This is a genomic window from Rhodoferax sp. EU05-FHT12H12, from assembly GCF_058791215.1.
The window spans coordinates 227,737-241,184 of the sequence record NZ_JBYTDI010000001.1 but is presented as its reverse complement, the minus strand read 5'-3'; the positions used below and the strand labels follow the sequence as shown (position 1 = coordinate 241,184).

At 62.7% G+C, this 13,448-nt stretch carries 17 protein-coding genes; 8 read left to right on the top strand and 9 right to left on the bottom strand.

What is annotated here, in order from left to right:
- Nucleotides 1-9 precede the first annotated feature (9 nt).
- A complete protein-coding gene (locus AC3WS7_RS01090) occupies nucleotides 10-1,173 on the bottom strand; it encodes an acyl-CoA dehydrogenase family protein (protein ID WP_492655080.1) in 1,164 nt (387 codons plus the stop codon).
- Nucleotides 1,174-1,295: 122 nt separating this feature from the next.
- On the opposite strand from AC3WS7_RS01090, the gene AC3WS7_RS01085 reads away from it, so the two are divergent.
- The 7 genes from AC3WS7_RS01085 (at nucleotide 1,296) to AC3WS7_RS01055 (ending at nucleotide 8,334) form a co-directional block, all read left to right on the top strand.
- A complete protein-coding gene (locus AC3WS7_RS01085) occupies nucleotides 1,296-2,501 on the top strand; it encodes an acetyl-CoA C-acetyltransferase (protein ID WP_296470760.1) in 1,206 nt (401 codons plus the stop codon).
- 69 nt (nucleotides 2,502-2,570) lie between these two features.
- A complete protein-coding gene (locus AC3WS7_RS01080; protein WP_492655079.1) occupies nucleotides 2,571-4,754 on the top strand; it encodes a 3-hydroxyacyl-CoA dehydrogenase NAD-binding domain-containing protein in 2,184 nt (727 codons plus the stop codon).
- Nucleotides 4,755-4,766: 12 nt separating this feature from the next.
- Nucleotides 4,767-5,666: an esterase/lipase family protein gene (locus AC3WS7_RS01075; protein ID WP_492655078.1), complete on the top strand. Its 900-nt coding sequence runs from the start codon at nucleotides 4,767-4,769 to the stop codon at nucleotides 5,664-5,666.
- A complete protein-coding gene (locus AC3WS7_RS01070) occupies nucleotides 5,663-6,487 on the top strand; it encodes a metal-dependent hydrolase (RefSeq protein ID WP_492655077.1) in 825 nt (274 codons plus the stop codon). The genes AC3WS7_RS01075 and AC3WS7_RS01070 overlap by 4 nt, the downstream gene beginning before the upstream one ends.
- Nucleotides 6,488-6,496: 9 nt before the next feature.
- Entirely contained in the window at nucleotides 6,497-7,111 is a 615-nt protein-coding gene (locus tag AC3WS7_RS01065; RefSeq protein ID WP_492655076.1) for a chromate transporter, read from the top strand.
- On the top strand, nucleotides 7,108-7,704 hold the full coding sequence (locus tag AC3WS7_RS01060) for a chromate transporter (protein WP_296470772.1): 597 nt from the start codon (nucleotides 7,108-7,110) through the stop codon (nucleotides 7,702-7,704). Before AC3WS7_RS01065 ends, AC3WS7_RS01060 begins: the two co-directional genes overlap by 4 nt.
- Nucleotides 7,705-7,776: 72 nt before the next feature.
- The gene (locus tag AC3WS7_RS01055) at nucleotides 7,777-8,334 is read left to right on the top strand and encodes a dihydrofolate reductase family protein (RefSeq protein ID WP_492655075.1); all 558 of its coding nucleotides are present in this window, start codon (nucleotides 7,777-7,779) and stop codon (nucleotides 8,332-8,334) included.
- 263 nt (nucleotides 8,335-8,597) lie between these two features.
- On the opposite strand, the gene AC3WS7_RS01050 is transcribed toward AC3WS7_RS01055, so the two are convergent.
- From AC3WS7_RS01050 to AC3WS7_RS01015, 8 genes are all read right to left on the bottom strand, one after another.
- Nucleotides 8,598-8,975 (bottom strand): hypothetical protein, encoded by a 378-nt coding sequence (locus AC3WS7_RS01050; protein ID WP_492655074.1) that lies wholly within the window; start codon nucleotides 8,973-8,975, stop codon nucleotides 8,598-8,600.
- Nucleotides 8,972-9,289 (bottom strand): hypothetical protein, encoded by a 318-nt coding sequence (locus tag AC3WS7_RS01045; protein ID WP_492655073.1) that lies wholly within the window; start codon nucleotides 9,287-9,289, stop codon nucleotides 8,972-8,974. The genes AC3WS7_RS01050 and AC3WS7_RS01045 overlap by 4 nt, the downstream gene beginning before the upstream one ends.
- Before the next feature lie 127 nt (nucleotides 9,290-9,416).
- Entirely contained in the window at nucleotides 9,417-9,800 is a 384-nt protein-coding gene (locus AC3WS7_RS01040; RefSeq protein WP_492655072.1) for a DUF7674 family protein, read from the bottom strand.
- Nucleotides 9,801-9,989: 189 nt separating this feature from the next.
- Nucleotides 9,990-10,484, bottom strand: coding sequence for a hypothetical protein (locus AC3WS7_RS01035; protein ID WP_492655071.1), 495 nt, complete (start codon nucleotides 10,482-10,484; stop codon nucleotides 9,990-9,992).
- 11 nt (nucleotides 10,485-10,495) lie between these two features.
- Nucleotides 10,496-10,846 carry a hypothetical protein gene (locus AC3WS7_RS01030; protein ID WP_492655550.1) on the bottom strand — a complete coding sequence of 117 codons (351 nt, stop codon included), beginning with the start codon at nucleotides 10,844-10,846 and terminating at the stop codon, nucleotides 10,496-10,498.
- Between the two features lie 30 nt (nucleotides 10,847-10,876).
- Complete coding sequence (rlmB, locus tag AC3WS7_RS01025; protein ID WP_492655070.1) at nucleotides 10,877-11,656, bottom strand: 23S rRNA (guanosine(2251)-2'-O)-methyltransferase RlmB; 780 nt, start codon at nucleotides 11,654-11,656, stop codon at nucleotides 10,877-10,879.
- Between the two features lie 7 nt (nucleotides 11,657-11,663).
- The gene (locus tag AC3WS7_RS01020) at nucleotides 11,664-12,044 is read right to left on the bottom strand and encodes a 2OG-Fe(II) oxygenase (RefSeq protein WP_492655069.1); all 381 of its coding nucleotides are present in this window, start codon (nucleotides 12,042-12,044) and stop codon (nucleotides 11,664-11,666) included.
- Between the two features lie 72 nt (nucleotides 12,045-12,116).
- A complete protein-coding gene (locus AC3WS7_RS01015; protein ID WP_296470794.1) occupies nucleotides 12,117-12,806 on the bottom strand; it encodes an ABC transporter ATP-binding protein in 690 nt (229 codons plus the stop codon).
- On the opposite strand from AC3WS7_RS01015, the gene AC3WS7_RS01010 reads away from it, so the two are divergent.
- Complete coding sequence (locus AC3WS7_RS01010) at nucleotides 12,805-13,446, top strand: arylesterase (RefSeq protein ID WP_492655068.1); 642 nt, start codon at nucleotides 12,805-12,807, stop codon at nucleotides 13,444-13,446. The genes AC3WS7_RS01015 and AC3WS7_RS01010 overlap by 2 nt on opposite strands.
- The last annotated feature ends 2 nt before the right edge of the window (nucleotides 13,447-13,448 follow it).

Sequence of the window (13,448 nt, the reverse complement as noted above, 5' to 3'; positions counted from 1 at the left end):
CCCCAAGCCCTACTTGCCGCCCAGGCCCATGGACCGCGTGATCACCTCTTTCATGATCTCGTTGGTGCCGCCGTAGATGCGCTGCACGCGCGCATCGGCATAGGCGCGGGCAATCGGGTATTCCCACATGTAACCGTAGCCGCCAAACAGCTGCACACATTCATCCATCACCTTGCACTGCAGGTCGGTGGTCCAGTACTTGGCCATGCTGGCGGTGGCGGTGTCCAGCTTGTCCTGGCAGACCAGCTCACAGCACTTGTCCACAAACACGCGCGCCACCTGCACCTCGGTCTGCAGTTCGGCCAAGGTAAAGCGGGTGTTCTGGAAGCTGGCCACTGGCTGGCCAAACACCTTGCGTTCCTTCACGTAGTCCACCGTCCAGTCAATGGCGGCCTGCGCAGAAGCCACCGCACCCACGGCAATCTGCAGGCGCTCCCAGGGCAGCTGCTCCATGAGGCAGATAAAGCCCCGGTTCTCATGGGCCTTGCCGCCCAGCAAGTGCTCGGGGCCCAGCTTCACGTTGTCAAAGAACAGCTCCGAAGTGTCTTGCGCCTTCATGCCCACCTTCTTGAGCCGCTTGCCCACGCTAAAGCCCGGCATGCCGCGCTCCACCAGCATCAGGCTGGTGCCTTTGCCGCCCGCGGCCGGGTTGGTCTTGGCCACCACGACCACCAGGTCCGCGTGCCAGCCATTGGTAATGAAGGTTTTGCTGCCGTTGAGCAGGTAGCTGCCGTCGGCCTGCTGGATGGCCGTGGCCTTGATGCCCTGCAGGTCGGAGCCTGCGGCGGGCTCGCTCATGGCGATGGCGCCCACCATCTCGCCGGTCGCCAGCTTGAGCAAGTACTTGGCCTTCTGCTCGGGCGTGCCGTAGTGCAGGATGTAAGGCGCCACGATCTCGCTGTGCAACCCAAAGCCAATGCCGGTAAAGCCACCGCGCGCCAGCTCTTCCATTTGGATCACCGAGTACAGCTTGTCGGCCTCGGAGCCGCCAAATGCTTCGGGCATGGACATGCACAGGTAGCCGTTCTCTCCGGCCTTGTTCCACACCTCGCGCGCCACATAGCCCTGCTCTTCCCAATCGGCGTGGAAAGGGGCTATCTCTTTCTCCATAAAGCGTCGAAAGCTGTCGCGAAAGGATTCGTGTTCGGGGGAAAACAGGGTGCGTTCAATCATGGGGTTTCCTCGGGTCATGTGCATATTTTTACAAAGCGTTTGCTTGGTAAAAAGAATATACTGCATTCCAGTCGAAACCGACAGGCCCCGCCCTGCGCACAAACCACCCGAGGAGACACCCCATGAGCGAAGCATTTGTGTTTGACGCCATCCGCACCCCACGCGGCAAAGGCAAAAAAGACGGCAGCCTGCACGAGGTCAAGCCCGTCACCCTGCTGGCCGGTCTGCTCACCGAGCTGCAGCAGCGCAACGGCTTTGACACCGCGCTGGTGGACGATGTGGTGATGGGTGTGGTGTCACCGGTGGGCGACCAGGGCGCCGTGCTGCCCAAGGTGGCCGCGCTCAAGGCGGGCTGGGACTTCCAGGCCGCGGGTGTGCAGATCAACCGCTTCTGTGCCTCCGGCTTGGAGGCCGTGAACATGGCCGCGCAAAAGGTGCGCTCGGGCTGGGAAGACCTGGTGGTGGCGGGTGGCGTGGAGAGCATGAGCCGCGTGCCGATTGGCTCCGACGGCGGTGCCTGGGCCATGGACCCCGAAACCAATTCGCAAACCCTGTTTGTGCCCCAAGGCATAGGCGCGGATTTGATTGCCACGCTGGAAGGCTTTACCCGTGCCGATGTGGATGCCTACGCGCTGGAGTCGCAGCGCCGCGCCACCAAGGCGCAGGCAGCGGGCTACTTTGATGCGTCAGTGCGCCCGGTGAAAGACACGCTGGGCCTGACGATTCTGGCGCGCGACGAGTTCATCAAGCCCGGCACCACGCTGGAAGGCCTGGCCGGGCTCAAGCCCGCGTTTGCCGACATGGGCGGCATGGGCTTTGACGCCGTGGCGCTGACCCGCTACCCGCAGGTGGAGCGCATCCACCACGTGCACCACGCGGGCAACTCCTCGGGCATTGTGGATGGCGCAGCCGCTGTGCTGGTGGGCAACGAAGCCGCCGCCAAGGCACACAAGCTCACGCCGCGCGCCCGCATCGTGGCCACCGCCCTGAGCGGGGCCGACCCCACCATCATGCTCACCGGCCCCATGCCCGCCACGCGCAAGGCGCTGGCCAAGGCGGGACTGACGGTGGACGACATCGATCTGTTTGAAGTGAACGAAGCCTTCGCCGCCGTGGTGATGCGCTTTATGAAGGAGATGAAGGTGCCGCACGAGAAGGTGAACGTGAACGGCGGCGCCATCGCCTTGGGCCACCCGCTGGGCGCCACGGGCGCGATGATTCTGGGCACCCTGATTGACGAGCTGCACCGCCGCAAGCTGCGCTACGGCCTGGCCACGCTGTGTGTGGGCGGCGGCATGGGCATTGCCACCATTGTCGAGCGGATTTGAAGCCTTTTAGGCCTCTAACCCCCGTACTTATTGCGCGAACAGCTCCTTATTTCATAGCAGGTTAACCCCATGAAAACCATTCGTTATTCCCTGGACACCATCGACGGCAAAGGCATTGCCACCATCACCTTCGACGAGCCGGACTCCCCCGTCAACACCATGTGCCTGCAGTGGCAGGAAGACATGGACGCCGTAGCCACCCGCGTGCTGCAAGACAAGGACGCCATCTCCGGCATCCTGCTGGCGTCGGCCAAGACCACCTTCTTCGCTGGCGCCGACCTCAAGGCCGCCATGCGCCTGACGCCGGCTGACGCGCCGCGCATCTTTGAAGAGATCGAGCGCGTCAAAAAGAACTTCCGCACCATCGAGACCCTGGGCAAGCCGGTGGTCAGCCTGCTCAATGGCACAGCACTGGGCGGCGGCTGGGAGGTGGCGCTGGTGGGCCACTACCGGATTGCCGTGGACGACAAGAAAACCCAGTTCGGCCTGCCCGAGGTGACCCTGGGCCTGCTGCCCGGCGCCAGCGGCGTGACCAAGATGACACGCCACCTGGGCCTGATGGGCGCGCAGCCCTACCTGGTGGAAGGCAAAACATTCACCCCCGCCGAGGCCAAAGGCCTGGGCCTGGTGCATGACTTGGTGGCACCTGGCCCCGATGCTGCCGCCGAGATGCGTACCAAGGCCCTGGCCTGGATTGCCGCCAACCCCACGGCCCAGCATCCTTGGGAGGCCAAGGGCTACAAGGTGCCGGGTGGCCTGCCCTCCTCGCCTGCCGTGGCGGGCATGCTGCCCGTGGCGCCCGCCGTCATCAAGAAGCAGACGCGCGGCCTCTACCCCGCGCCCGAGGCCATCATCGCCTGCATGGTCGAAGGCCTGCAGGTGGACTTGGAGACTGCGCTGCGCATCGAGAGCCGCTACCTGGCCAAGCTCATGTCCGGCCCCCAGGCCAAGGCCATGATCAACACCTTCTTTTTCAACCTCAACGCCATCAAGAGCGGCCAGAGCCGCCCGACCGGCGTGCCACGCTACAAGCCGGCCAAGATAGGCCTGCTGGGCGCCGGCATGATGGGTGCCGGCATTGCCTACAGCCAAGCCAGCAAGGGCATTGCCACCGTGCTGAAGGACGTGAGCCAGGAAAAAGCCGAACTGGGCAAAAGCTACAGCGCCAAAATCACGCAAGGTCGTGTGGACAAGGGCCGCATGAAGCCCGAGGCACAGCAAGCCATCCTCGACCTGATCCACCCCACCGGCAGCGTGGCCGACCTGCAAGGCTGCGACCTGATCATCGAAGCCGTTTTTGAAAACCGCGAGCTCAAGGCCAAGGTCACGCAAGAAGCCGAACCGCTGCTCGCACCCGGCGGCTTCTTCGCCTCCAACACGTCCACCCTGCCCATCACCGGCTTGGCAACGGCCAGCCGCGATGCCAAGAAATTCATCGGCATCCATTTCTTCAGCCCCGTGGACAAGATGAAACTGGTGGAAATCATCAAGGGCAAAGAAACCGACGACGAGACCGTGGCGCGCGCTTACGACTATGTGCAGGCCCTGGGCAAGTTCCCCATCGTGGTGAACGACTCGCGCGGCTTCTTCACCAGCCGCGTGTTTGGCACTTTTGTGATGGAGGGGGCCGCCATGCTGGGCGAAGGCATTCCCGCTGCGGCCATTGAGAACGCCGGCATCCAGTGCGGCATGCCCGTGGGCCCGCTCGCCGTGCTGGACGAAACCGCCCTCACGCTGAGCCTGCACGTGATGGACCAGACCAAAAAAGACTTGGAGGCCGAAGGCAAGACCTATGTGGCCACGCCGGGTGAACGGGTGGTGGAAACCATGGTCAAGCAACACACCCGCCCCGGCCGCGCGGGTGGTGCAGGCTTTTATGAATACCCCACCGAAGAACAAGCCAAGAAAGGCGCCAAGAAACTCCTCTGGCCCCAGCTCAAACCGCTGTTTGAGAAGGCCGACACGCCCTGGACCATCACCGACCTGAAAGATCGCCTGCTGTACCGCCAAGCCGTGGAAACCGCGCGCTGCCTGGCCGAGGGTGTGCTCACCAGCGTGCACGACGCCAACATCGGCTCCATCTTCGGTATTGGCTTTCCGGCCTGGACCGGCGGTGCCCTGCAGTTCATCTACGGCATGGGCATTGAGGCCTTTGAGGCACGCGCTGCCGAATTGGCGTCTCAGTTTGGCCCGGGTTTTGCTGTGAGCGATGATGTCAAGGCGGCCATCCGCCGCCATCAACCCCAGTACTAAGGCCCCTACCCCATGCTCGCCCAACTGCTGCGCCGTATTTTGCTGGTCCAAACCCTGGCCGGTGCAGCGCTGGGGTACTGGCTGTGGGGCTCGGTGCTGGGTACCTTGGCGATGGCGCTACTGGTGCCCGTGGCCGCCACGTTGCTGGCCGATGTGCTGACCGCCCTGATCACCCGCGCCCCCGAGCCCTGGCACGACTGGTGGCGCGCATTGGGCGGCGAAATGGTGGCCGGCGTGGTGGTGTTTTTGCTGCGCCAGCCCTGGGAGCGCCGCGCACCGCGCTACCAGGCGGCCACCAGCAACACGCCGCGCGTGCCGGTGGTGCTGGTGCATGGCTACCTGTGCAACCACCGCATTTGGGATACCACTGCGGCCCAGCTACGCGCCCAAGGCCATGCCGTATTTGCGGTGGACCTGGAGCCGGTGTTTGCCTCCATTGACGACTACGCACCCATCCTCGAATCCGCCGTAACCAGCGCAATGCTTAACAGCGGGCAAACCCAGGTGGCACTGGTCGGCCACAGCATGGGCGGCCTGGCCATTCGCGCCTGGATGCGCAAGCATGGCACCGCCCGCGTGGCCCGGGTGCTCACACTGGGCACCCCGCATGCGGGCACCCAGCTGGCCAAGGGCAGCCGCACGCCCAATGGCCTGCAAATGCGGTGGGGCAGCCCTTGGCTGGCCACGCTGGCCGCGGGGGAAGACGATGCCTTGCGCAACCTGCTGCGGGTGGCCATTACCCCGCAAGACAACATCGTGTACCCGCAGCGGCCGCAGACACTGCCCGGCATCACGCCCACGGTGTTCCCCGGTATCGGCCATTTGCAGATGTGCCTGAACCCGGACGTGAACGCCTGGGTGCGGCGCGAGCTGGCCGACCTGCCGCCCACCCTGGATGGAGCCACCCCATGACCGACCTTGTCGTGCGCAAGCTGCTGATCGACCTGAACACGCCCTTTGCGGTGCGCTGGAACGGCGGCGACGCGTTCCGCTCCGCCTTCTTCAACGCGCTGTCCATGAGTTTTCCGCTGGGCGAGCAGTACTTTATGGATTCGGTGCGCGCCGGGCTCAAGACCCTGCCCGAGGACCAGCGGGCACGCTTTGCCGCCGAGGTGCAAGGTTTTGTGGGCCAAGAGGCCACCCACCGCCGCATCCACAGCCTGTTCAACGGCCACCTGGAAACGCAGGGTTTTACCAACGCACTGGAGCGCCGTGCCGCCAAACGCATGCAGGCCAGCGCCCACATGGATGTGCGTGTACACGTGGGCGCTACCGCGGCCACCGAACACCTCACCGCCATCTTTGCCGACTGGATGCTGGCCCACCCCGAGGCACTGGAGGGCAGCGAAGAGCGACTCCAAACCCTGTGGCTCTGGCACAGCGCCGAAGAGAGCGAGCACCGCAGCACCGCGTTTGACGTGTACCAGGCCATTGGCGGCAACCACGAATGGCGCTTGCGCCTGTTCCGCTACATCACCTTCACGTTCTTCAGCGACGTGACGCGCCAGACCATCCGCAACCTGTGGCACGACAAGGCCCTGTTCCGCTGGAGCACCTGGCGCAGCGCGGGCCACTTCTTGTTTGGCAAAGACGGCTTTATCTCCAGCAACCGGGCGCAGTGGCGCGCCTACCAGCGCGAAGATTTTCATCCGCGCCAGCAAGACGGCGCACGGTCGGAACAGTGGCTGCGCGACAATAGCGCCCAGTTCACTGTGGTGGGGCAACCCACCTAAACCGCCTGCATGTCTCCCAGCACCCCACCCGCCATTCCCCCTGCCCCGCGCCCGGCGCCCCGCTCCAAGACCGACCTGTTTTTCTCGTTTTCGCTGCTGGCCCTGCAGGGCTTTGGCGGCGTGCTGGCTGTGGCCCAGCGGGAGCTGGTGGAGCGCAAACAGTGGCTCACCGCCGAAGAGTTTGTCGAAGACTGGGCCGTGGCCCAAATCCTGCCCGGCCCCAATGTGGTCAACCTCTCGCTCATGCTGGGCGACCGCTACTTTGGCTGGCGCGGTGCGCTGGCCGGTGTGGCCGGCATGCTGAGCTTCCCGCTCATCCTCGTGCTGCTGTTGGCGGCGGCGTTTGCCGGTGTGGCGGACAACCCGCAAGCCCAGGGCGCGCTGCGCGGCATGGGCGCCGTGGCGGCCGGCCTCATCATCGCGGCCGGCCTGCGCCTGGTACCGGCGCTTAAAAGCAATGTGATGGGCTTGGGCGCCTGCCTGGCGCTGATGGCGTCCACCTTTGGGGCCGTGGCCCTGCTGCGCGTGCCCTTGCTGTGGGTGCTGCTGGGCATCGGCGGCTTGGGCTGTGCCTGGGCCTATGTGTGCCTGGGCCGCCTGGCGGCCAAAAAGGAGGCGTCATGAGCATCACCCTGACTGCGGCCCAGTGGCTGGAACTGTTCATGCACTTTGCGTCGCTGTCGCTGCTGGCAGTGGGCGGCGCCATCACCACCGCACCCGACATGCAGCGCTTTCTGGTGGTGGAGCAAGGCTGGCTGGACGCCGAACAGTTCAGCAACAGCATTGCACTGGCGCAGGCCGCACCCGGCCCCAACATTCTGTTTGTGCCCTTGCTGGGCTGGACCATAGGCCTCAATGCTGCAGGTGGCCTGGGCGCGGGTTGGTATGGCCTGGCGCTGGCCATGCTGGGCGTGTTTTTGTCCATGCTGGGCATCATGCTGCCCAGCAGCATCCTCACCTTCACCGCATCACGCTGGGGCCACCGCAACCGCGAGCTGCGCGCCGTGCGCGCCTTCAAACAAGGCATGGCACCGCTGGTGATCGCCCTGCTGGTCGCCACCGGCTGGATCCTGGCCGCCAACCACAAAGCGGACACCCACCACCTGGCCCTGTGGGCCGTGACCGCGGTGAGCACCCTGCTGGTCTGGAAGACCCGCATTCACCTGCTGTGGCTCTTGGGCGCGGGGGCGATTGCGGGATGGATGGGATGGATTTAGGTTGGCGCCAGACAGTTTTTGGCGACGGCGCGAAAGATCATTAAAAATCGCGCCTCTTGAACGGAGGACACCATGGGACTCTTGACCTTCAGTATCAACGTCACTCTGGACGGCTGCATCGACCACCAGGAAGGCATTGCCGACGACGAGACACACGCCTTTTTCACCCGGCTTATGGACGAGAGCGGAGCGATGCTGTGGGGGCGCATCACTTACGAGATGATGGAGAGCTACTGGCCCGCTGTCGCCCGCTGTGATACGGACGCACCATTAGCCATGCGCGAATGGGCGGTCAAGCTGGAGGCCAAACCAAAATACGTGGTGTCCTCGACGCGAAGGGACTTCCCCTGGACCAACAGCCACCACATCGCCGGTGACCTGCGCGGGAGCATAGGAAAACTCAAAGACGCGACCCCTGGCGGCGTGCTCCTCGGCAGTGGCAAGCTTGCGACCGAGCTGGAGAGGCTGGATTTGATCGACGAGTACCAGCTCCTCGTCCACCCCAGGATTGCCGGCCACGGCCCTACCCTGTATGAGAGCGGGCTGCCCAGCACCCGGAAGCTCAAGCTGATTACGGCGAAGCCGCTGCGCTGCGGTGCGGTAGCCATGCACTACCGACGTGCGCGCTGACTCGGAGATTGGTTATTTCGCCTAACGCGGGCGTTGAGCGGCCAATTTTCCGTTCTAGGGATTTTCTCTTTCGATCGACGGCAGCTTGGGGCCAGTTGCGGGCTTCGACGAATGTCCGCTATCAGCCCCCCCGGAGAGAGATTGCCGCAGTTGGAAGCAAGAAGTCATCCCCCAACAATGTTCCGAAAATGGGGGGCACTTCAAGACTCAAACAACGCTACTTGAATTTCTCGTGGAGTGCAAGAAAACAGGTGTTCGCTTGGCTAGGAGGTTGCACAAAATGCTTCAAGGACGTAATTGACTATCTCTTGAAGTTCTTTTGCGTCGTGGGCGAGCACTACGGGATTTGGCAGATGACTGTCGTAAAAGCCGCGGCTGTAGCCCTTTTGCGTAGATAGCTGGTTGAATACATCTTTGCAACTGGAGAAGGCGGCCTCATCCAGTGCTATCCAATAGCCAACGCGGTAATGTGCGGCCTTATCGAAAGTGCTGACTTTGTCTGAAGTCGGCTGCTTTATTGCGGCCAACCAATAGCGAGGCGAAATGCCAGTACCTTGCAGCCCCTCAATATTTTTCAGTTCGGCGAAGGCATCCTCTGTTGCTGCAGCAATGATTACGTTGATGGGGAGTGGCATGCTCATGAGGCACCTTCATTTGAAGGTGTCATGAAAGTGACTAGTGGCGAATGGGAAATGTCCCTCGCCCTCAAAATTTCTGCCTCAAGACGTCGTTTTTCCGACAGGAGAGATTTGATTTTCTCCTCGACTATCAAACGGTCTTTCTTGAGAGCTCCAGATTCCTCGCGAGATTTTCCGAGGTTTTGAATTTCAGCCTCGATTGAAGCAATGCGCTCATAAGCCGGCTGGAGTCCACCTTCCACAGGTTGAATCGTTTCGGCATCTACCAAAGTTGCACAAAGTGCTGCAGCAATCAAAGCGATAAGACGTAGATACATGCGCGGGTTCGGAGTGAATTCGAGACAATTCTGTTTGTTTCCCTGGGATTTGGCTATCCCCCATTCAGGGGATTCGGCTGATGTCCGCTCCTCCCACTTAGTTTGGACGTCTACAGACTGATAGCAGTCATGCCTTCTGTTCATTTTCCGACCAAAAGGCATTCAATCCCTCCCAACTCTGTCTACTTTTTGGAAGTAAGTGTGCGCCGAACACCTCTGGATTTTCACCGCGATTCAACCAACCGTTCTGCACTCCCTCCAAGATGCCAATTGCAGCAAATTCCCTGACCCAAGGAACGCCCTCGGTGAACAGCCGTTCTATTGCAATAGCCACCTTTGGAAATGACGATTCGCCATTGGCTTGATAGACATCGAGTAGGTGAGAAGCAAAATCTCCTGCCGCGCCGTACAGAACTTCGTTACCCCACTCGGATTGGTGCGTTGTCCACTGCGCATGAAAACTGGGGCATGACGCAACCAAAATGTCCATTGCCTGCGATTTTTCAATCATGTCATGAGGAACCTATTTAAACGTTTCTGCAGAGAGTTTCAGCGTCCGCTTCCGCCGCATAGGCGACCTCGGCAGGCGCGCCTCATTTGTATCAGATCGGATGTCTGCTTTCGGGCAGGCATTCCAGGAGTGCGGAGGACCGCTTTGGGTCGCAATAAGCCAATGGAGATCGGCTCACCCAAAGTACAACTAGCGCCGCAACCGTGCGATCAATGCGGCCAACGCAAACACCCCAATCCCCACCCATTTGAACGCGGCACAAAGCCCCGCGGCCAAGTACCAAGCAGCACCCGCAGGCGCAGCCAACGCCTCGCTCCCCGTCAGCCCCCAGTGCAGCAGGTTCTCTCCTGCATCACACAGCGCCGCCACTGGCAACAGCAGTGCCACCCAGCGCAGGGACAGCCATGTCGCCAGGGGTTCAAAGAATCGGGTGCGGACCACGGCCAAATAGCCCACCGCGCCGTAACTCAGCAGCAAGAGCCCGTCCACGGCCAAGTGGTTGCGAAAGCGCTGGACGCCTTCGGGGCCCCAGGCTTGCAGCACCTGGGCAAAGGCGTCGGGGGTGAAGGTGAGCTGCAGCGCCACCACGCTGGGTTGCAGCGGTGCCAGGTACACGCCCAGCCCTATGAACAAGAGTACGCAGGCCACGGCGGCCAGCTTCAGGGGCGCAGTGGATGCGGGCATGGCGGTGGCGTTTAGCGTGGGTTCTCGAAGAACAGGTAGTTGGAGCCGAAGTCGCTGATCTCGAAGTAGACCTTCTTCTCGCCGGAATCGGCCTGCATGTTCAGGTTTTCGTCCAGCACGCCGTAGCCAAATCGGTAGTTGCGGGGCTTGCCGTCGTCGGTGCCCATGGCGGTGCTGAGTTTGTCGATCTTGAGGAAGCGGCGCACCAGCTTGTCGCCGGCATAAAACTCCAGCACGCCGTCGGTGCCGGTCCAGTTCTGGATGTCGCGGCTGATCTTGTTTTGCTGCTCCTGGGTGCAGCCCATCAAGACGAAAGTGGCCACCAAGCCCACCAATCCTGCGCGAACAGCTCCTGATTTCATAGCAATCATGGGCACTCCCTGGGCTTCAAGTTATTTGGCGACGGCCGTGCGCTGGCGCAATGCCTCGTACAGGCAGACGCCGCTGGCCACGGACACGTTCAGGCTTTCCACCGCGCCCTGCATGGGGATGCTGACGAGCTGGTCGCAGGTCTTGGCAGTGAGCTGGCGCATGCCGTCGCCCTCGGCACCCAGCACCAGGGCCACGGGACCCTTCAGGTCGGCCTGGTACAGCGTGCCAGTTGCCTGGTCGCTGGTGCCGATGATCCAGATGTTGCGCTCTTTCAACTCGTTGAGCGTGCGCGCCAGGTTGGTCACCATGAAGTAGGGCACGGTCTCGGCGGCGCCGCTGGCCACCTTGGCCACGGTGGCGTTGATGCCGGCAGCGTGGTCCTTGGGGGCGATCACGCAGTGTGCGCCCGCGCCATCAGCCACACGCAGGCAGGCGCCAAGGTTGTGCGGGTCGGTCACTCCGTCCAGCACCAGGATCAGCGGGTTGGTGCGTTCCGCCACCGGCAGGTCGGCGTTGGCGGCTTCCAGGTTTTCCAGCAGCTCGTCCAGCGAATGGACTTGTTTGATCTCTTGCACGCGGGCAGCCACGCCCTGGTGGCCGTGGCTGCCGGCAATCTTGGCCAGGCGCATGCCGTCGGCTTCGACCAGGCGAATGCCCGCTTCTGCGACTTTCTCCAGAAACTGGCGCATGCGCGCATCACGGCGCGTGGGCTCGTAGAAGATCTCGATGATGGATTTGGGGGCGGTCTTCAGGCGCACGCCCACGGCGTGAAAGCCGAATAGCACTTTGGGGGATGACATGCCCCGATTATCGGGCCAACGCCTTGCGCACCCAGCCCAGCGACAGCACATAACGGCTGCCACCCACCACCCGGGTCACGCTGTGCTCGCAAGCGTCGGGGCGAAACAGCTTGATGCGGCGGCTGGCATAGATGGGCGTGGCACAGACAAACTCGCCCCCCGCTGGGGACGACTTGAGCACGATGTTGAGCCGGTAGTGGCGCCCGGCCTGCACCGGGTCGGTGTGCGGCGGGATCTCCGAGCCCTCGGGGTAGCGGATCAAATAGCTGTCAAAGGGCAGCGGCCAGCGTGCGATGAGCAGCAGCATCTTGTCGTAACCCGTGCCCTGACGGCCACGCTGCCAGCGCAAGGCGGTTTGCAGGTACTTGCACACGCCATCCCAGGTCACAAAAGCACCATGTTTGCTACTTTTTCAGGAGCTGCTCGCCCAATGTCCACAGGGGCTAGAGGCCGAAATGGCTTAAATTTCAGCCACCGGCTCTGCCACCACCCTGCCCGCCTCGATGGTGATGCGGCGGTCGCAGCGAGCGGCAATGCCGCGGTCGTGGGTGACCAGCACCAGGGTTGTGCCCTGTTCGCGGTTCAGGTCAAACATCAGCTCCATGATTTTTTCGCCGGTGGCGAAGTCCAGGCTGCCGGTGGGCTCGTCGGCCAGCAGCACGGCAGGCTTCACCACAAAAGCACGCGCCAGCGCTACGCGCTGCTGCTCGCCACCGCTGAGCACCTTGGGGTACGAGTTGAGCCGCTGCGACAAGCCCACGCGGGCCAGCATTTCGGTGGCGGCGCTACGGGCGTCTTTGCGGCCATCCAGCTCCAGCGGCAACATCACGTTTTCCAGCGCAGTGAGGTTGCCCAACAGCTGAAAACTCTGGAACACAAAACCCACCTGCTTGGCGCGCAGTGCGGCGCGGGCGTCTTCGTCGATGGCAAATATGTCGTGCCCGCCCAGGCGCACGGTGCCGCTGGTGGGCGTGTCCAGCCCGGCGATGATGGAGAGCAATGTGCTCTTGCCCGACCCGGATGCTCCGACGATGGCCGCGGTCTCGCGGGCTTTGAGTGCAAAATCGATGTCGCGCAGGATCTCCAGCGTGCCGGTGGAATCAGTCACCGCCTTGAAAACATGGTCAACCGAAATGATGGAATCAGACATGGGGCTCTCTGTAGTTCGACGACACTGTATCGCGCTGCTTATTTTGGCGGGATTTGCAGGGGCTTCTCTGGCGCAGGCCAAGCCACACACCCTATTGGTAGTGGGCGACTCGCTGAGTGCCGAATACGGCCTCAAACGCGGCACCGGCTGGGTGGCGCTGATGGAGCAGCGTCTGGCCAAAGAGAGCCCGCAAACCAGGGTGGTGAATGCCAGCATCAGTGGCGACACCACCTCGGGCGGCCGCTCCCGCCTGCCCGCGCTGCTGGCCCAGCACAAGCCCACGGTGGTGGTGATTGAGCTGGGTGGCAACGACGCCCTGCGTGGACTGCCTCTGGCCATGACCCAGGACAACCTGCAAGCCATGACCCAGGCCGCACAGGCCGCTGGCGCCAAGGTGCTGCTGGCAGGCATGCAGGTGCCGCCCAACTACGGGCAGGACTACACCAAGCGCTTCAGCGACACCTTTGCCTCTGTGGCCAGAGCCCACAAGGCGGCGCTGGTCCCGTTTTTGCTCAAAGGGGTTGCCGATGGGCCCAATGCAGCCAAGTGGTTCCAAGCCGACCGGATTCACCCCAATGAAGCGGCCCACCCCACCATCCTCAACACCATGTGGCCCGCCGTGCGCGCGCTACTACGCTAAGC